This window comes from Lentzea sp. NPDC051838 (assembly GCF_040681245.1).
Taxonomy (GTDB): Bacteria; Actinomycetota; Actinomycetes; order Mycobacteriales; family Pseudonocardiaceae; genus Lentzea.
The window spans coordinates 145,321-163,188 of the sequence record NZ_JBFAYI010000014.1 but is presented as its reverse complement, the minus strand read 5'-3'; the positions used below and the strand labels follow the sequence as shown (position 1 = coordinate 163,188).

At 69.0% G+C, this 17,868-nt stretch carries 16 protein-coding genes; 11 read left to right on the top strand and 5 right to left on the bottom strand.

The window, feature by feature from the left end:
- Positions 1–20: 20 nt before the first annotated feature.
- The gene (locus AB0M24_RS27730) at positions 21–818 is read left to right on the top strand and encodes a hypothetical protein (protein ID WP_363773903.1); all 798 of its coding nucleotides are present in this window, start codon (positions 21–23) and stop codon (positions 816–818) included.
- Positions 819–869: 51 nt separating this feature from the next.
- Here the strand turns inward: AB0M24_RS27730 and AB0M24_RS27725 are convergent, their stop codons facing one another.
- A complete protein-coding gene (locus tag AB0M24_RS27725) occupies positions 870–1,847 on the bottom strand; it encodes an ABC transporter substrate-binding protein (RefSeq protein ID WP_363773900.1) in 978 nt (325 codons plus the stop codon).
- A 484-nt stretch (positions 1,848–2,331) separates the two neighbouring features.
- On the opposite strand from AB0M24_RS27725, the gene AB0M24_RS27720 reads away from it, so the two are divergent.
- The 4 genes from AB0M24_RS27720 to AB0M24_RS27705 are packed head-to-tail and all read left to right on the top strand — an operon-like array spanning position 2,332 to position 7,455.
- On the top strand, positions 2,332–5,676 hold the full coding sequence (locus AB0M24_RS27720) for a nitrate- and nitrite sensing domain-containing protein (protein WP_363773897.1): 3,345 nt from the start codon (positions 2,332–2,334) through the stop codon (positions 5,674–5,676).
- Positions 5,673–6,092, top strand: coding sequence for a roadblock/LC7 domain-containing protein (locus tag AB0M24_RS27715; protein WP_030470879.1), 420 nt, complete (start codon positions 5,673–5,675; stop codon positions 6,090–6,092). Before AB0M24_RS27720 ends, AB0M24_RS27715 begins: the two co-directional genes overlap by 4 nt.
- A 30-nt stretch (positions 6,093–6,122) precedes the next feature.
- On the top strand, positions 6,123–6,869 hold the full coding sequence (locus tag AB0M24_RS27710; protein WP_363773893.1) for a DUF742 domain-containing protein: 747 nt from the start codon (positions 6,123–6,125) through the stop codon (positions 6,867–6,869).
- Entirely contained in the window at positions 6,850–7,455 is a 606-nt protein-coding gene (locus AB0M24_RS27705) for an ATP/GTP-binding protein (protein ID WP_030470877.1), read from the top strand. Before AB0M24_RS27710 ends, AB0M24_RS27705 begins: the two co-directional genes overlap by 20 nt.
- A gap of 134 nt (positions 7,456–7,589) precedes the next feature.
- Here the strand turns inward: AB0M24_RS27705 and AB0M24_RS27700 are convergent, their stop codons facing one another.
- Positions 7,590–8,351 carry a hypothetical protein gene (locus AB0M24_RS27700; RefSeq protein ID WP_363773889.1) on the bottom strand — a complete coding sequence of 254 codons (762 nt, stop codon included), beginning with the start codon at positions 8,349–8,351 and terminating at the stop codon, positions 7,590–7,592.
- A gap of 119 nt (positions 8,352–8,470) precedes the next feature.
- Positions 8,471–10,723: a helicase-associated domain-containing protein gene (locus tag AB0M24_RS27695; RefSeq protein WP_363773886.1), complete on the bottom strand. Its 2,253-nt coding sequence runs from the start codon at positions 10,721–10,723 to the stop codon at positions 8,471–8,473.
- Positions 10,724–10,808: 85 nt separating this feature from the next.
- Between AB0M24_RS27695 and AB0M24_RS27690 the strand changes: the two genes are divergently transcribed.
- From AB0M24_RS27690 to AB0M24_RS27670, 5 genes are all read left to right on the top strand, one after another.
- Complete coding sequence (locus AB0M24_RS27690; protein WP_363773883.1) at positions 10,809–10,994, top strand: hypothetical protein; 186 nt, start codon at positions 10,809–10,811, stop codon at positions 10,992–10,994.
- A gap of 107 nt (positions 10,995–11,101) precedes the next feature.
- Entirely contained in the window at positions 11,102–12,484 is a 1,383-nt protein-coding gene (locus AB0M24_RS27685) for an NAD-dependent malic enzyme (RefSeq protein WP_363773880.1), read from the top strand.
- A gap of 48 nt (positions 12,485–12,532) precedes the next feature.
- Complete coding sequence (gene moaC / locus AB0M24_RS27680; RefSeq protein WP_363773877.1) at positions 12,533–13,006, top strand: cyclic pyranopterin monophosphate synthase MoaC; 474 nt, start codon at positions 12,533–12,535, stop codon at positions 13,004–13,006.
- Positions 13,003–13,473, top strand: coding sequence for a MogA/MoaB family molybdenum cofactor biosynthesis protein (locus AB0M24_RS27675; protein WP_363773874.1), 471 nt, complete (start codon positions 13,003–13,005; stop codon positions 13,471–13,473). The genes moaC and AB0M24_RS27675 overlap by 4 nt, the downstream gene beginning before the upstream one ends.
- A complete protein-coding gene (locus tag AB0M24_RS27670; RefSeq protein WP_363773871.1) occupies positions 13,470–13,895 on the top strand; it encodes a molybdenum cofactor biosynthesis protein MoaE in 426 nt (141 codons plus the stop codon). Before AB0M24_RS27675 ends, AB0M24_RS27670 begins: the two co-directional genes overlap by 4 nt.
- A gap of 283 nt (positions 13,896–14,178) precedes the next feature.
- Here AB0M24_RS27670 and AB0M24_RS27665 read toward each other — a convergent pair whose 3' ends face one another.
- Positions 14,179–14,817 (bottom strand): transglycosylase family protein, encoded by a 639-nt coding sequence (locus AB0M24_RS27665; protein ID WP_363773868.1) that lies wholly within the window; start codon positions 14,815–14,817, stop codon positions 14,179–14,181.
- 439 nt (positions 14,818–15,256) lie between these two features.
- Between AB0M24_RS27665 and AB0M24_RS27660 the strand changes: the two genes are divergently transcribed.
- Positions 15,257–17,647: a tetratricopeptide repeat protein gene (locus AB0M24_RS27660; RefSeq protein WP_363773865.1), complete on the top strand. Its 2,391-nt coding sequence runs from the start codon at positions 15,257–15,259 to the stop codon at positions 17,645–17,647.
- On the opposite strand, the gene AB0M24_RS27655 is transcribed toward AB0M24_RS27660, so the two are convergent.
- Positions 17,611–17,868, bottom strand: coding sequence for a MoaD/ThiS family protein (locus tag AB0M24_RS27655; RefSeq protein ID WP_363773862.1), 258 nt, complete (start codon positions 17,866–17,868; stop codon positions 17,611–17,613). The two genes, AB0M24_RS27660 and AB0M24_RS27655, sit on opposite strands and share 37 nt — an antisense overlap.

Here is a 17,868-nt window from a genome sequence, read left to right as displayed (position 1 = left end):
CCATCGGAGAGGAATCCAGCGTGACCACCCCCAACTACCCGCAGCAGCCAGGGCCTTACGGCCCGCCTCCCGGTGGGCAGCCGCAGCAGCCGTACGGTCAGCAACCGCCGGCGTACGGACAGCCGGGTCAGCCCCAGGGACAGCCCGGCCAGTACGGCCCGCCTCCCGGTGACCCCTACGGCCCGCCGCCCGGTGGGATGCCTCCCGGCGGCATGCCTCCCGGCGGCATGCCCCCTGGTCAGCCCATGCCGTACGCGCAGCCGCCGAAGAAGGGTGGCGCCGGCAAGATCATCGGCTCGATCCTCGGCTTCCTGCTGATCGCGGGCGTCATCGCCGTCGTGAAGTTCGGCATCGGCAGCGGCATCAACGCCATCAGCGAGCCGGACGAGAAGCCCGGCGAGTGCGCGAGCGTCACCGGCACGACGATCAGCCCGAAGTACAAGAAGGTCGACTGCGGCGCGGCCGAGGCGAACTACTTCATCGCCAAGGTCACGAAGAACACCTCGGAAGCCTGCCCGAGCGACGACTACGCCGAGTACACCGAGACCGGTCGTCGCAGCGCGTCGCTGAAGCTCTGCCTGGTCGAGAAGCTCGAAGAGGGCAAGTGCTACCAGGAAGAGATCGCCAAGCTGAACATGGACGGCATGAAGCCTGTCAGCTGCCCGGCGGCGCCGAACGAGTTCGCCATCATGAAGATTCTCAAGATCGAGAAGGTGACCAAGGCCGCGACCGCCGAGTGCGGTGAGGCGACCGCCGTCTCCTACACCGATCCGTCACCGGGAATCACGTACTGCGTGTCCGTGGTCGAAGGGAAGTGAAAAAAGGCGGGCCGCCGAAAAACGGCCCGCCTTTTTCATGTCTTGCTGCAACTAATTAGTCGTACCTGGCGGCAGTAGTTGCTGCACGTCCAAGCGACCGGACAGCACGTCCTCGGTGTCCATCATGTCGGCGACCCGCTGGAGCCGGATCGGGTTCAGCGACAGCGGGAACGTGCCCACGGACACGAGCGCGGCGGTCGGCTGGTCGACGTCGGCGTAGCTGGTCAGCGAGTCCTGCACGGCCAGCTTGTTGGCCTGGGCGCGCTGCTGGGCCTCACGGAGCACGTCGCGGAACACCTTGAGCGTCTTCGGGTTCGCCTCGGCGAACTTCTTCGTCGCCGCGTAGCCGGACATCGGGAAGTCGAGTGTCGGGCCGCGCGCGGTGTCGGTGAGGATCTTCGCACCGATGTTGCGCTGGGCTTTCGTGATGAACGGCTCGATCATGAAGGCGGCGTCGACGGACCCGTCCTTCAGCGCCTTCTCCATGTCGCCGAACGGCATGGGACGGAACTTGATCTTCTGCTTCTCGACCGCCGCGGTGTCCAGCACGGCACGCGTGGTCAGCGCGCCGATGTCGGTCTCGCTGTTCACGGCGATGGTCGGCGCGGTGCGCTTGCCGGGGTCGTCGTAGTCCGACGCGGCCGACGTGACCAGGGCCATCGAGTTCGGGCCCGCCTGGTACGCCTCGCCCTGCAGCTGCAGTTCGGTGCCCTCGGCAACGGACCGGAAGAGGCTGACGTGCGTCGCCCACGTGATGTCGAGCGTGGTGTCCAGCTGCTTGATGGCCTCGGCCTCGCTGGGCTGGGTGACCAGGTTTACCTGCAGACCGGCCTTCTCGAAGAGCTTCTCGGTCAGTGCGATGCGCAGGGGTGCGACGTCGACGACCGGCAGCACGCCGATGCGCAGGATGTTGCGCTCCACGTCCGCGGTACCGCCGTTCGACGAACTTCCGAACAGGCTGCAGCTCGCGGTCAGAACACACGTGATGAGCACTGCGGCAAGCCGCAGAGCTTTGGCTCGGGTAGCCATGGCACCTCTCGCCGGTAGGCCTTGAGTAGCTTCAAATTGATCAGTGAGTGTCGCCACAGACCAGGTAGTCCGCAGTCCCAACTGCGCGTTCGGACGGACGTGGGGCGTGCCGACAACCGGGGATGTTAACCACCTGAACGTATGAAACGACACCCCGTCTCGATACGGTGAGTGCTTCTGGAGACTTCCCCCGAGGCGGGGGTGGCCATTACGCTCCCCGCCGGGTGGCACAGGTTGTAGTAGACCGACGTGTCTTCAGAACGGGGTAGGGCGCTTTACCGGGCGCACGGCCCCTGTGCTGCAATTCGGCCCGTTTGACGAGTCCATGCTCGGTCCTGGGGAGAGACCGGGACACTGCTGCTGGAAGAGGAAGCCCAGAGTGGCCCGACGTGAGAGAGGTCCCAGCCAGTTTGGCGTGGGTGACACCACACGCTCCGAAAGGCCCGAATCGGGTGACGGACTGGCTGCGCTGGGTAACGGAACCGTGACGGCGACACCGGACGTGGTGAAGCCCGACCTCGGTACCGGACCCGGATCAGGACCTGCCGCCCGATCCGCGCCCTGGCGCCTGCGCAACTGGCGGTTGCGCACGAAGCTGCTCGCCGTTCTGCTGATCCCGACGGTCTGTGCGCTCGCCCTGGGTGGGTTGCGTGTGCGCACCGACCTCGAGGACGCGACGGAGTTCAACAACCTCGCGAACCAGATCCGCCTCGAGACCGCGGTCGCCGACCTCGTGCAGCAGCTGCAGCGCGAGCGCGACCTGTCGGTCAGCTACGTCGCGTCGAACAAGAAGGTCGACCGCGTCGTCCTCGAGCGCCAGCTGCGCCGCGTCAACGACACCAGCGAGGCGTTCAGCAACAAGATCGCCGAGCTGAGCTCCGACCTGAACCCCGCAGCCGTCGAGCGGTTCCAGGTCGCGTTCAACCAGCTCAACCGCCTGAACAGCCTCCGCAACTCGGTGCGCGACACCCAGTACCCCGCGGAAGCCGTCCAGCGGACCTACTCGGAGTCCATCGAGACGCTCATCGGCCTCGGTGAGCAGACGATCTCCGAGATCAACGACCCCGAGCTGGTGCGACTGCACCTGACCACGAACGCCATCGCGCGCATCAAGGAGCAGGAGTCCCTCAAGCGGGCGATTCTCCTCGACGTCTTCCAGCGCAAGGCGTTCACGCCGTCCCAGCTGCGTGCCCTGCAGGCAGCGGACGCCGAGCTCGAAGCGGCACGAAACGACTTCCGCAAGTCCGCGACGCCCGAACAGGCCAAGATCTACGACGACACCGTCACCGGCCTGATCGTCGACACCGCGAACGACATGCAGGAATCGGCGATCAACCAGCAGGCGCCGGCCGGCAAGAAGGACTTCACGCAGCTGACGTCCGAGAAGTGGGACATCGCCGCCACGCTGACGGTCAACCTGACCCGTGACGTCGAGAACCTGCTGGTCGAGCAGCTGCAGAACAAGACGGACGTCGCTGCCGGCGAAGCCCGCCGCAGTGCCTACATCCAGTCCGGCATCGTGCTCGCGGTCCTCGCGCTCGCGTTGCTGATGGCGCTGTTCGTCGCCCGCTCGATCCTCAACCCGCTGCGCACGCTGCGCCGCACCGCCCTCGACGTCGCCGACCACGGTCTTCCGGACGCGGTCGAGCGGATCCTCGCGGACCCGAACCCGGAGGACGCGGCCAAGACCGCCGTCGAGCCGGTGCCGGTGCACACGCGTGAAGAGGTCGGTCAGGTGGCGCGCGCGTTCGACGCGGTGCACGGTGAAGCGGTGCGACTGGCCGCCCAGCAGGCCCTCCTGCGTGACAACGTCAACGCGATGTTCGTCAACCTGTCCCGCCGTTCGCAGGCGCTGGTCGAACGCCAGCTGAACCTGATCGACCGGCTCGAGCAGGACGAGCAGGACCCGGACCAGCTGGCCTCGCTGTTCGAGCTGGACCACCTCGCCACTCGTATGCGCCGCAACTCGGAGAACCTGCTGGTTCTCTCGGGCACGGACCTCTCGCGGCGCCTGACCCGGCCCGTCCCGGCCGCCGAGGTTCTCGGCGCCGCGGTCTCCGAGGTCGAGCAGTACGCCCGCGTGCAGGTCGGCCAGACCCCGGACCTCACCGTCCAGGGTCGCGCGGTCAACGACCTCGTGCACCTCATCGCCGAGCTGCTGGACAACGCCACGGCGTTCTCCGACCCGGTCACCAAGGTCACCGTTCGCACGGCCAAGACCCGCAAGGGCGAGCTGGCGATCGAGATCCAGGACCGCGGTGTGGGCATGGGCGACCAGGAGATCCTCGACGCCAACGAGCGTCTGGCCGACCCGCCGGACGTCGACGTCGCCGTCTCCCGCCGAATGGGCCTGTACGTGGTCGCGCGGCTCGCCAAGCGCCACGACATCAAGGTCCGCCTGCGCGGCAACGAGGACATCGAGGGCGGCACCACCGCACTCGTCATCGTGCCGGAGACGCTCATCGCGTTCCCGGGCCAGGCGCCGGCCTCCACGCCGCCGTCGGGCACCGGCATCGCGGGTGCGTTCGGCATGCCGACCCCGGCCCCCGGCCTGGCGTCCGCCGAGCTCACCACCGAGATCGGCACGACGGCGACCAGGGCGAGCGGGATCGCAGGAGCCTTCGGCGGTGCCACCGGCACCCAGCCGAGGATCGACGAGTCGAGCCCGAGCAACCCGAGCATCCCGGTCAGCTTCGTCCCGAGCGCGCTCACCGACACCGGTGCGGGCGCGACGGCGGTCCCCGTCTACAACGAGACGCCGATCGAGGACTCGACGCCGTCCGAGCGGTGGCGGCGCGACCAGCTGGCGGCCGTGGAGCCCGAGGGCTCCTTCGGCGAACCGACTCTCTTCACGGCTTACGAGGACCGTCAGGAAGACACCGGCAGCGAGATCTCCTTCGAGCCGGGCTACGAGACCACGCAGTTCGTGCCGATCCCGCCGATGGACGTGGAACCGGCCTCGAGCAACGGCGTCTCGCGTGCCCCGGTCGACACGGAGCTCGCGCACCGGAACGGCACCTCGGAAGCCTCCCGCAAGCAGGTCGAGCACGACCTGGACGCCCCGACCGAGCGCCTCCCGATCTACGAGGCCGTTCTGTCGCAGTGGTTCCAGGCCGTCGGCAGCGAGACGTCCGCGTCCGCGGCCGCACCGGTTCCCCCGGCGGCGGAGACCTCGCCCGAACCCGCTGAGTCGAACGGACGTGTTGAGTCCAGGCTCGGCAGCAGCGTCGACCGGATCGGCAACACGGACAAGGGCGGTGTCGAGTACATCGACGAGCCGCCCACGACCCCTCCGCTCTCGGACGGGCCGGAGCCGGAGCTGCCGACCCGCACCCGCAAGCCTGTACCGGCGGTGGCACCCACCACCACGTCGGCCGCTGGTCTTCCTGTGCGCCAGCCGCGCGCAAAGGTCCAGCCGGCGGTCGAGGAAGCAGTGATCGCACCCGCCGAGCAGGAGCGAGTTGTGGAACCGGAGCCCGTTGTGGAGGAGACTCCAGCGGCGGCACTCACTTCCGAGTCGGCTTGGCAATCGCCTGCCGATGAGGGATGGCAAGCGGCTCAGGCGTTGTTGAACAAGGCGCCGGAGTCGAAGACATCGGCAGGTTTGCCGAAGCGGACACCGAAGGCTCAGCTCGTGCCAGGATCTGCGGCACCCAAGCCGCAGGGCGTGACACAGACAGCGCAGCGGCCTCCGCTGCCGCCCCGCTCCGCCGACGCGGTGCGCGGACGGATGTCGAGCCTGCAAAGTGGTGTACGAAAAGGCCGGCACGCATTGATCGAGGCATACGCTGGTGACCAGTCGAGCCGGCAGAACGAGGAGCAGGAGTGACGACCGCAGCGCAGCCAGGCAGCTTTGGTTGGCTTATCACCGACTTCGTGCGGAGGGTGCCCGGCGTGGCACATTCCGTCGTGGTGTCCGCGGACGGGCTGTTGCTCGCGGGTTCCCAGGGGCTGCCCAGGGACCGTGCAGAGCAGCTCTCCGCCGTCGCGTCCGGTCTGGTCAGCCTCACACAGGGTGCTGCCCGCTGCTTCGAAGCAGGCGGGGTCAACCAGACCGTTGTCGAGATGGAGCGGGGCTACCTGTTCCTCATGTCGATCAGTGACGGCTCATGCCTTGCCGTCCTGGCGGCACCAAACTGTGACATCGGCCTTGTGGCTTACGAGATGACGCTTTTGGTGGAGAGAGTCGGTCAACAACTCACCCCTGAGCTGCGCGCGCAGCTTCAGGGTGTGGTCCGTCGCTAGACCTCACTTGAAGTTCAGGGGTGAGAACAAATGGCTGGCAGATCTGGCGCTAGAGGCCGTGGCTTCGGTAGGAACTTCAACTACCAGGAGTGGGCCGCTGGTGGGTTCCAGTTCGACGAGCCTGACGCGATACCCCAAGAACCAGAGGAAGCCGAGGACGCACCCCACGATGAGCGGGTTACAGGGCAAGGGCTAGGCGATATGTCTCAGCGTGAGGTGGATGACTCGTCGTCGTATCCGTACGACGACGTGCCGAACCGGTTCGACATCGACGGGTACGGCACCGGGTTGTTCGGTGGCCCCGGTGCGGACCTCTTCGGCCAGCACGAGATGCCGGACGCAGTGCCGGAACAACTCCCGTACACCACCGGGCCGCAGCCGGTGTACACCACCGGCACACAGGCTGCTGTGCGTCCGGAGGAAACTTCTTCTGCGGACTCGGGTTCACTGGTGCGGCCTTACACGCGTACCGGTGGACGCACACGACCCGACTACGACCTTGCGATCGAGGCGCTGATTTCGACCAGCGAGCGTGGCCTCGAACGGGATGCCGCAGTTCTTCCCGAGCACAGGTCGATCTGCGGGCTGTGTGTGGACACGCGGTCGGTGGCCGAGGTCGCGGCACTCCTACGCTTGCCGCTTGGCGTCGTGCGGGTGTTGATCGGCGACATGGCAAGCATGGGTTTGGTTTTGATTCACCAGGGCGGTCTGGTCGTGGGGGACCGGCCTTCCATGGAATTCCTGGAGAGGGTGCTCAGTGGGCTTCGCAGGCTCTAGTCCCCAGGGCGCCGAGGGCGCACGGAAGCCGACGACCTCCGCCAAGATCGTGGTGGCGGGTGGCTTCGGTGTTGGCAAGACGACGTTCGTCGGCTCGGTGTCCGAGATCGTCCCGTTGACCACCGAGGCGGTGATGACCGAGGCCAGCGCGGGGGTGGACGACCTCTCCGCCACGCCGAACAAGGTCACCACGACGGTCGCGATGGACTTCGGCCGTGTGTCGCTCGACAGCGACCTGATCCTGTACCTCTTCGGTACGCCGGGTCAGCACCGGTTCTGGTTCATGTGGGACGACCTGGTACGGGGTGCCATCGGCGCCATCGTCCTGGTCGACACCCGCCGTCTCGCCGACGCGTTCGCGTCGATCGACTTCTTCGACGACCGGCAGCTGCCGTACGTCGTGGGTGTCAACTGCTTCGACGGCCTCCTCCATCACAGACTGGAGGACGTCCGCGAGGCGTTGACGATCGACGAGTCCGTGCCGATCGTGACGTGTGACGCCAGGAACCGGCAGTCGACGAAGCAGACGCTCATCACGCTGGTGGAGCACGCGATGCGCCAGTGGATGTCCGTCCGCGCCGGCTGATCTCCGGGGCACAGACGCACAACGTGAACGAGGCGAGCGCCACCTTCGGGTGCGGCGCTCGCCTCGTCGTTGCGGTCTGATTCAGTTTCGTCGCTGATCGTCCAAGCAGTGGTCCTCTCCGCCGTGGGCCGTTGCTATCCGATGGTCAGGCCGACTCCGATGTAGGCGCTGGCCGACACGTCACCGCTGCCGAGGTCGACGCTGGCGTCCGCGGCGACTCCGGCGTGCGCGTCGATGTTCACGAGGTCGGAGCTCACGCCCACGCTGACGTCGGCGCCCAGGCTCGCGTCAACGGCGAGAGTGCCGTCGACGTGCACGTGGACGTCCTTGGTGGCGTCGGCGTGCGCCTGGAGCATCGCGGCCGCGTGCGGTCCGACGTTGATCTCGACGCCGCCGATCTCGACCGATGTGCTCGCCTTGTCAGCCGCTGGTTCGACCGCGGGTTCCGCGGGCGCTGCGGCGACGACCGGTTCGACGGCGGGTGTGGCCGCCACGACCGGTTCGGGGGCGGGAGCGCGGTCGACGGCCGGGCTCGCCTCGGCAGCGACCTCCACCACGGCGTCGACGTGTGCGTCCACGGCCGCGGAGACATGGGCTCCGACGTCCACTCCTGCGCTGAGACCCACGTCGGCGTGACCGCAGAGGCCCAGCGCGACCTGGATGCCACCGTTGGCCATGACGCTGAGGCCGTGTCCGGTGTCGAGTGAGACGTGTGCGCCGGCCGCGACGGGGATCATGTCGACGTTGCCGCTGATCCCGACCGTCGCGTTGACGTGGTTGTCCTCCAGCAGCACGAGGATCGGGTCGGCGTTCGCTGTTCCGGTCGAGAACGGCAAGGCGAACGCCAGTGCCGTGAGGGTGGCGGCGGCTCTCAAAGCCCACCGGGAGCTGGCCATCGTGCGGGACCTCCTCGCATTGACGAGGGCGTCTCGGGAACGCCCACGTCAATCGACGCTAGGTCGCGAAACGGTCACGCAAGGATGAACGTGAGTTTCTACCGGGGGATGACCGTCCGTCAGTCCTCGTCCACCAATGCGGCGGACGTGATGCGATGAAGAGGGAACCTGAGCACCTCTCCGTAGCTGTGGTCGTAGCCTTCGAGCACGCCGCCGCCGACCACGTGCGGCTCGATCACGCGCTGCGCGGCCGTGCCGTGGGAGTCGACGAACCCGACGAGCACTCTCCGTCGCGCCCGCGCGGCCTGCTGGAGCAACGACAGGGTGGCGGACGGCCCGGCGCCGAGGTGGCCGGGAACCGCGACGCGTTCACCCCGTGGTGTCGCGGCGGCACGATCTCCTGCTCGGACCAGCCGGACGAGTTCACCCAACCGTTCGTCGGCGGGCACGGCGGGTGACACGGGTTTCCGCGCCGTCCGCTGCCTCGGCGTGGTCCGGCGGCCCCCTGGTCGCAGGTCGAGCACCTGGCCGTCGGGGCCTTCCGCGGCCGGGGCGAACCCGGCCGAGCGCAGCCCGTCCAGCACGTCCGCCAGCGGCAACGGGCTGACCAGCACGGTCGGCGCGATCCGGCGCAGTTCGAGGCGAGCTGCTTCCGGGTGGGCGAGGACCTCGCTGATCAGCACCGGGTCGTCGCAGCGCAGGAACGCGCCCGCCGCACCGCCGCGCAGCCTGCCGTGCCTGCGCGCGGCGTCGTCGATCAGGTAGGTCAACGACTGCGGCACGGGCGTGCGTGAGCGGATCTTGAAGAGTTCCTGCAGCTCGTCGGCAGTGCGTCCGGCGTCGAGCGCGCGGCGGACGGTGGCCTCGCTGATCCGGTAGACGGTGGCGCTGCCCGCCGACTCGACGTTCGCGACCAGCGCCATCTCGTCCGCGAGGTCGGGTTCGAGCCGGCCGGGCGCGATGACGGTGAGGTCGGCCTGCACCAGCACGTGGTCGAGCGGGGCGGGCAGTGCGTCGCCGAGCGACTTGGCGGCGTGGCCGGGGCCCTCGTCGAGCAGCACGCGGCCCGCGCTGGTGATCGCGCCGAGAGCCAGCACGCCGACCGCGGTGCCCTCCTCGATCGTCCAGCGCACCAGCTCGTCGCGCTGCCGTCCGCCCCTGCGCGGTGCCCGCCAGCCCAGCAAGGCGGCCAGGTCCGCGGGATCCGCGATCGACGTGCCCTTGGGGAACGCGGCCAGCGCGTCCAGGACCCAGCGGCGGTCGCGGGGTGCCTGCGCGCGGCGGATCTCGTCCGCGAGCGGGGTGAAGAGCTTGTCCTTCTCGTCGCGGCGGCCGACCAGCGCGGGGAGCCTGGGCAGCTCCAGCCACGCGTTCGCGACGGTGGCCCAGCGGACCTCGGTCGTCGCCGCGAGCCACACGTCGGCCTTGGTCGTCGGCACCCACTCGGGCTCGGCGGCCTCGGTGTTCGCGGCCAGGTCGGCGCCGACCACGAGCTCGATCAGCAGCGCGGCACGGCGTTCGTCGACGTCGAGGTCCTTGGCGACCTTGCGCAGCTCACGCACGCCGAGGCCGCCCGTTCGCAGGACCGGCGCGGGCTCGGCCGACCAGCTCGAGATCAGGTTCTCGACGTGCCGGACCAGCTCCAGCGCCTCGCCACCACCCGTCGCGTCGATGCTCGCCGGCTGAAGGCTGGTGGTCTTGGGCTTCGGCTCGGAGACCTGGATCGGGCCGAGCGGGCGTTCACCGCGGAACTGGAATGCGATCTCTCGTGGCAGCTCAACGGTGCCGGGGTCGCGCCGCAGCAGCAGACCGCGCGCGAGGAGCCGTTGCACCGGAGTCTCGGCCTTCTCGAGCGGCACGACGCGGGAGGCGTCCTTGGTGTCGCCGATGGGCGGGCCCGCCGCGAGCTTCTGCAGGACCCGCTGCTCGCCTTCGGTGATGCCGGCGAGGTCGTAGGTCTGCCCGGTCGCCCGGCCCAGCCCGCCGGGGTACGTGCCGAACGCCTCCCGTGTGACCGGAGGAACTGACATCGCGTCGTCGTCGCCCCACAGCAGCGCGAGGGACTTGAGCTTGGCGACCGCCTGCTTGAGCGGCTTGGGCTTCACGTCCGGCCCGAGCACCCGCGCGAGTGTGGCCAACGCCACGGGCTCGGTGTCCGCGCCCTGCACCACCAGGCCTTCGAGCACGGCGAGCGTGAACGTGTCGAGGTCCTCGCAGGCGCGCGCGATCGACGCCCTGGTGCCAACCCGTGTCGCGAGCACGGACATATCGGCAGGTGGGGGCGTTGCCAGGTCAGGACGCGCGCGCAGCAGTGCGACGAGAGCCGTGTCGTCCTGGGCGCGCAGCCAGTCGGCGAGAGTGATGCCGGACATTCTTCTCACGGTATATGGGCCGGTGGAGAACGCGTTGGCCTCTGTCACACTTGTCGCGTCATTGGGCACCACCGAGGAGGAGATCGTGGCGAAAGGACGCCCTGGACGGGTCGACCCGCACTGGCCGGAGGGCCCGGACGGCGGTCACCCCGTCACCGAGCTCACCAGCGACATGCAGGGTGCGCTCTCCCCGTTCGGCTCGACGACGTTCCCGCTGCCGGTGGAGACCCTGGGCTACACGCACCCGGTGACCGAGATCAACAAGTCCTGAGGGATTTGTCAGACCGGTCTTAAGACTGGTCGAGTCGCGTGAGTACCGCAAAGGGCCCGGGGATAGGCTCACTTCCCGCTTGAGCAGCACTTCGTGGGAGGAAGACGATGCCGGTCCCCGGCCCTGGTTACTCGATCACCGTTCGTCTGGAGGCGCCGCCGTCAGCGAGCGCCGCGGGTGACCTCACGACGGCCGTCGGCCGCGCGGGCGGAGTGATCACGGCGTTCGACGTCGTGGAGTCGCACAACGACCGCGTCGTCATCGACCTCACCTGCAACGCCCTTTCCGCGAACCACGCGAAGGACATCACCGACACGCTGGAGACGCTGCCCGGCATCGTCGTCCGCAAGGTGTCGGACCGCACGTTCCTCGTGCACCTCGGTGGCAAGATCGAGATCGCGTCGAAGGTTCCGCTTCGCAACCGTGACGATCTCTCCCGCGCGTACACGCCCGGTGTGGCTCGTGTGTGTGAGGCCATCGCCAAGAACCCGGACGACGCGCGCCGCCTGACGATCAAGCGCAACACCGTCGCCGTCGTCACCGACGGTTCGGCCGTGCTGGGCCTCGGCAACCTCGGCCCCGCCGCCGCGCTGCCGGTGATGGAGGGCAAGGCGGCCCTGTTCAAGAAGTTCGCCGGCGTCGACGCCTGGCCGGTCTGCCTGGACACCCAGGACACCGAGGAGATCATCCGCGCGGTCGAGCTCATCGCTCCCGTGTACGGCGGCATCAACCTCGAGGACATCTCCGCGCCGCGCTGCTTCGAGATCGAGGCCCGCCTGCGCGAGAAGCTCGACATCCCGGTCTTCCACGACGACCAGCACGGCACCGCCATCGTTGTCGTGGCGGCTCTGCGCAACGCCCTGCGCGTCGTCGGCAAGGACATCAAGGACTGCCGCATCACGGTCTGCGGCGTCGGCGCGGCCGGTTCGGCGATCATCCGCCTGCTGCAGGCCCAGACGCCGGGCGACATCATCGCGGTCGACGTCGACGGCATCGTGCACCGCGACCGCCCCGGCCTGGACTCGAACCTGAAGTCCATCGCGGCCTCGACGAACAAGGACAACCAGTCCGGCCGCCTGCACGACGCGCTGGTCGGGTCCGACGTCTTCATCGGCGTCTCGGCTCCGAACCTGTTCGGCGCGGAGCAGGTCGCGACCATGGCCAAGGACGCCATCGTCTTCGCCCTGGCCAACCCGGACCCGGAGATCGACCCGATGGAGGCCCAGCAGCACGCGGCCGTCGTCGCCACGGGCCGTTCGGACTTCCCGAACCAGATCAACAACGTCCTGGCGTTCCCCGGCGTGTTCCGCGGCCTGCTGGACGGACACGCTCGCACCATCACCGACGCGATGCTGCTGGCCGCCGCTCAGGCCATCGCGGACGTGGTGGACGGCAGCCGCCTCAACGCGTCGTTCATCGTGCCGTCGGTCTTCGACAACACGGTTGCTCCGGCAGTGGCCGAAGCAGTCCGGAAGGCTGCAACCTCGTAAGGCCTTTGGACACGGGCCGCGCACTGTGAGCAGGCATACGATCGCGGTATGACCAAGCAGTTCACCCACCTGGACTCACATGGCGCGGCCCGCATGGTCGACGTCTCCGGCAAGGAGCAGACCACCCGGACGGCCGTGGCCACCGGCGTCCTGCACACGACAGCCGAAGTGGTGGACCTGCTCGGGTCCGACGGCCTCCCGAAGGGCGACGCCCTGGCGACCGCTCGAATCGCGGGCATCATGGCGGCCAAGCGCACCTGGGAGCTGGTGCCTCTGTGCCACCCGATCTCGCTCTCGTCGGTCGTGGTGGACCTGGCCCTGGCCGCGGACTCCGTCCTCATCACGGCCACCGTCCGCACCACCGACCGCACGGGCGTGGAAATGGAAGCGCTGACCGCCGTCTCCGTGGCGGGCCTGACCCTGCACGACATGGTCAAGTCCGTGGACCCGGCCGCTTCCCTGGACTCCGTTCGCGTGGAACGCAAGGAAGGCGGCAAGTCGGGCCTGTGGGTGCGTCCGTGAAGGCAGTGGTCGTCACCGCCTCCAACCGAGCCGCCGCCGGCGTCTACTCCGATCGCAGTGGCCCCATCATCGTTTCGTGGCTGACCGACCGAGGCTTCTCGGTCGGCTCACCAGTCGTGGTCCCGGACGGCGATCCGGTCCGCGAGGCCCTGGCCTCAGCCGTCGCTTCCGGTGTCGAGCTGGTGTTGACGACCGGTGGCACCGGCATCAACCCGACCGACCGCACCCCGGAAGCCACCCGCGCGGTGCTGGACTACGAGGTCCCGGGCCTGGCCGACGCCATCCGCATGTCCGGCTGGCCCCGCGTACCGGGGTCGGTGCTGTCGCGCGGTGTCGCCGGTGTCGCGGGCCGAACCCTGATCGTCAACCTGCCGGGCTCGACCGGCGGAGTCCGGGACGGTCTGGACGTCCTCGCCACCGTCGTAGAGCATGCGTTGGACCAGTTGCGCGGAGGTGACCACAAATGAGTGTCGTGCTGAGGGCTGCCGTGACCGAAGACCCTCTCTCGGTCGAGGAGCACGCGGCCCTGGTCGCCTCCGACCGCGCGGGTGCCGTCGTCACCTTCTCCGGCGTGGTCCGCGACCACGACGGCGGGCGGCCGGTGCTGGAGCTCGAGTACCACTCCCACCCGTCCGCGGGTGACGTCGTGGCCGAGGTCGTCGAGTCGCTGGCCGAGAAGTACTCCGGTGTGCACGGGATCGCCGTCTCGCACCGGGTCGGCCCGCTGAAGATCGGTGACGTGGCACTGGCGTGCGCGGTCGCGGCCGAGCACCGCAAGGAGGCGTTCTCGTTGTGCGCCGACCTGGTGGACGAGGTCAAGGCCCGGCTGCCGGTGTGGAAGCGGCAGGTCTTCGAAGGCGGCGGCGACGAGTGGGTCAACTGCCCGTAGTCCCGCGCGGCCGGGATCGCGCGAGGCCGGAGGCAAGCGGCGATGACGCAACCAACGCTCGTCATGTCTTTGACCCGTGCGCGCACCTGCGCAAGGTGAGACGACGCAAGGCACGGGACCACCCCGCTGGAACGCGACATGCGCTCGCAGGACGACCTGCACGACGTGTCAACGCCCCGAAGCCGAAAACGCAGGCAGGGACCTCACCGTCGGGGGGTAACGGTGAGATCCCTGGTCCTACGTCAGCCCACTACCGGGGCCGACCGTCAAGCGGAGCCGATCCTCAGAGCTGGATCTTGTGGCCCGGGAAGATCAGGTCCGGGTTCGTGAGGAAGTCCTTGTTCTTCTCCACGATGGCCTGCCAGCCGCCGGCGACCTTGTTCTCGTCGGCGATCTTGGACAGCGTGTCGCCGGCCTTGATCTCGTAGTTGCCGTTCGGGTTCGTCTTCGAACCGGCGAGCGCGACAACCGGCGCCTGCTGCACCGGAGCGGTGCGCTGCTGCGGCGCGGCCTTCCGCTGCGGCTGCGCCTGCTTCGGGGCGGGGGCGGTCTTGCCCACGTAGGCACCCAGGCGGGCGCTGCACGCCGGCCACGCCTGCGAGCCCTGCGTGCGGAGCACGTTCTCCGCGACGCGGATCTGCTCCTCGCGGGAGGCGTTGGCCGGGTTGCCGGTGCCACCGTTGGCGTTCCAGGTGCCCTGCGTGAACTGCAGGCCGCCGTAGTAGCCGTTACCGGTGTTGGCACCCCAGTTGCCACTGGCCTCGCACTGCGCGAGTGCGTCCCAGTCCATTCCAGGGGCGGCGTTGGCGGTGCCAACGGCCAGGCCCAGAGGGGCGCCGGCGATGATGCCGACAGCCGCGACCTTGGCGATAGTGCGAGCGGCGGAACCCTGCTTGCCCTGCTTGCCTCGGTTGAAAGCCATGTGCCTCTCGGTCCACCGCACCCACGGCTGGGGACTCGGGTTCGGGGGCCCGGTGCGTCCCTGCGTCCCAGTCCGGCGGTTTCTCTCGCTCGGGGTTGTTCCGGAGAACCCTCGGACTGGGTTCGGTGCTCGGTCCTCCGGTCTAGCTCGTGGCCGGTTCGGGGCCAGCCGAGGAGCGACGGTACGTAACCGGGGAAGCCCCCACCAAACGTATCTGACTGTGATGCGCATCACAGTAACGTTTTGGCGCGTTGTGCGGACCCTACAAAACTGCAGCTCAGAACCGTCGTTATCGGTCCGTATCCGTTCTGAGATCGGCCGAGATCTATTACGCAAAGTGAGGCGTGGCTCACGGACTTTCGGCCATCGGAGACGCTCTCCTCACGCCTGGGGGACGGTCTTCAACCCCGCGACACGCCGGTCGGAAGAAGATGGCGGTATGAGCGGAGAGTCGCGACAGGCCGCGTTGCACAGGGCGCTGGCCGCCCAGGCCGGTCAACCGGTGTTGTTCGGAGATCTCGTCAGTGCGGTCTGGGGCGACGACCCGCCGTCGAACCCGCTGCCCGCGTTGCGCAACCTGGTCAAGCGGCTGCGGCAGTCGGTCGACGACGAGATCGTCACCGACGCGTCCGGCTACCGGCTCGTCGTGCGTCCGCCGGCGCCACAGCAGCTGCCGGCGGACCTGCTGGACTTCGTCGGCCGTGAGGACGAGCTCGCCGCGCTGGAGGCCTCCGAGGCGCGGGTGCACGCCATCACCGGACCGCCCGGCATCGGCAAGACCGCGCTCGCGGTCAGGCTCGCGCACCGGATCCGCGACCGGTTCCCCGACGGTCAGCTGCACGTCGACCTCCGCGGGTTCGCGACAGGACCGGCGGTCACCCTCGAACAGGCGCTCGGCCGGTTCCTGCGCGCGCTCGGCGTGCCACCGGCGAAGGTTCCGCTCGACCTCGACGAACAGGTCGAGCTCTACCGGGCGAAGCTGAAGGGCCGGCGCGTGCTCGTGCTGCTCGACAACGCCGCGGAGCTGAGCCCGCTCGTCCCGGGCGTCGAGGGCTGCACGGCCATCGTGACCAGTCGCAACGAGCTTCAGGGTCAGATCAGACTGGACGTGCTGGCCGGTCACGAGGCCACCCAGCTGCTCGACCGGTGGCAGATCGAAGGGTCGCGCGAGGACCACGCCGAGCTGATCAAGCTGTGCGCGCGCCTGCCGCTCGCGTTGCGGATCGCGGGCGCGCAGCTGGCCGATCGCCACCTGCCCGACTACCTCGCCGACCTGCGCGGCGGCGGCAGGCTGGACGCGCTCGAGATCGAGGGCGACGCGGCGGTGCGGGCGGCGTTCGCGTTGTCCTACAAGGCTTTGCCGGACGACGCGCGCAAGCTGTTCGGTCTGCTCAGCGTGCACCCCGGTACCGACTTCGACCTGCCGGACACGGCCGTGCTCAGCGAACGGTCCACCGAGGACACCGCAGGGCTGGTGGACGTGCTGGTGCGCGCCGGGCTCGTCCAGCGGGCGGACGAACGGTTCCAGTTGCACGACCTGATCCGGCTCTTCGCCTCCGAGCAGATGGGTGCGGAGGGGCCTGCGGCCGTTCGCCGGTTGATGTCCTATTACTTGGACACCGCGCTGCACGCGAGCGACCTCGCCGCCACCCCGATCAAGCGGCTCGACCGGTTGCCGCTGGAGCTGACCGGGCGCAGGTTCGAGAGCTCCGCCCAGGCGCAGGAATGGCTCGACGAGAAGCGTTCCACGCTCGTGGCGGCGGTGGCTGCCGCGCCGCACCCGTTCTCGGTTCACCTGGCCGACTCGTTGCGCGGCTACCTCATCTACGGCGGCTACCAGCTGGAGGCCGACGCGTCGCTGGCGGCCGGTCTCGCGTCGGCGCGGGGCGAGGGTGACGTCGACGGTGAGACGGCCATGCTCAACGGGCGCGGCCAGCTCTACTCGATGCGAGGGTCGTTCAGCGAGTCGCTGGAGGCGTACCGCGAGGCCGCCGGCCTGGCCACGTCCGACTCCATGAGAGCAACCCTGCTCACCAACATGGGCGCGCTGAAGAGGGAGACCGGTGATCTCACCGGAGCGCTGGCGGACCTGGAAGAGGCGTTGCGCATGGCACGGGGAGAGCCGCCGTTGCACGTCACCGTGCTGTTCATCCTGGGCTCAGTGCTCGGTGCCCGCGCGGAGTTGCGCAAGGCGATTCGGTACTTCGAGGAGGCCATGCGGCTGGGAGAGGAACACGGGTTCAAGATCAAGATCGCCGTGGCCAGGGAGAGCATGGGCCTCGCCTTCCTCGAGCTCGGGCAGTACGACGAAGCGTTGCGGCACCTGGAGGCCGCGCTGGCCGACTACGAGGAGCTCAAGGTCGCGAGAGCTGTGCCGAACGTGCTGGTCAACCTGGCCGACACCGCCGCGGCGACCGGTGATGCCGAGCAAGCTCAGTCGCTGGCGTCACGGGCCCTGGAGGGAGCGCGGGAGAACGACGACGCTCGCACCCGGGTCGACGCGCTGATCGTGCTGGGAGACGTGGAGGCGGCGGTCGAGCTGGCGAACCGGATCAACTACCCGATCGGACGGCACAAGGCTCAGCTGCTGCTCGCCGGGCAGGATGCGGAGCTGGCGAGTGAACTGCTGCGGGACGTGCGGGACAACGGTGACCTGCTGACGGAGGCCAAGGCGCTGCTCGCGCTGGCGGAGGCGACCGGGGACGCGGCGGCCGCGAGAGAGGCGCTGGAGCTGGCGAAGGAACGTGAGCAGAGCGCTGTGGCGGCCAGGGCGGAGACGTTCCTGGGCAGTGCTCAGCCGCCCGCGAACGGCGGCAGCACGTCCAGCTGAGAGCCCGCGGGGACGCGCACGGACGTGTCGCGCACCGCGACGCCGTCCAGCAGGAAGCTCGACGCGGCGAGGACCTTGCCGAGCTTGTCGCCGTGGCGTTCACCGATGGTGCTCACCACGAGCGCCACGGTGGGTTCGGGGGAGTCGAGCAGCAGGTCCTCGTCGGCCACCCCGGCCGCGGCGCGCGCACCCGCGAAGTAGCGGATCTTCACCGCGGTCAC

What these genes read in the sequence shown, in the direction of transcription:
- AB0M24_RS27685 (WP_363773880.1), top strand. Translation starts at nt 11,102, where the DNA reads ATGCCGGTCCCCGGCCCTGGTTACTCGATCACCGTTCGTCTGGAGGCG.
- AB0M24_RS27670 (WP_363773871.1), top strand. Translation starts at nt 13,470, where the DNA reads ATGAGTGTCGTGCTGAGGGCTGCCGTGACCGAAGACCCTCTCTCGGTC.
- AB0M24_RS27710 (WP_363773893.1), top strand. Translation starts at nt 6,123, where the DNA reads ATGGCTGGCAGATCTGGCGCTAGAGGCCGTGGCTTCGGTAGGAACTTC.
- AB0M24_RS27660 (WP_363773865.1), top strand. Translation starts at nt 15,257, where the DNA reads ATGAGCGGAGAGTCGCGACAGGCCGCGTTGCACAGGGCGCTGGCCGCC.
- moaC (WP_363773877.1), top strand. Translation starts at nt 12,533, where the DNA reads ATGACCAAGCAGTTCACCCACCTGGACTCACATGGCGCGGCCCGCATG.
- AB0M24_RS27695 (WP_363773886.1), bottom strand. Translation starts at nt 10,723, where the DNA reads ATGTCCGGCATCACTCTCGCCGACTGGCTGCGCGCCCAGGACGACACG.
- AB0M24_RS27725 (WP_363773900.1), bottom strand. Translation starts at nt 1,847, where the DNA reads ATGGCTACCCGAGCCAAAGCTCTGCGGCTTGCCGCAGTGCTCATCACG.
- AB0M24_RS27700 (WP_363773889.1), bottom strand. Translation starts at nt 8,351, where the DNA reads ATGGCCAGCTCCCGGTGGGCTTTGAGAGCCGCCGCCACCCTCACGGCA.
- AB0M24_RS27665 (WP_363773868.1), bottom strand. Translation starts at nt 14,817, where the DNA reads ATGGCTTTCAACCGAGGCAAGCAGGGCAAGCAGGGTTCCGCCGCTCGC.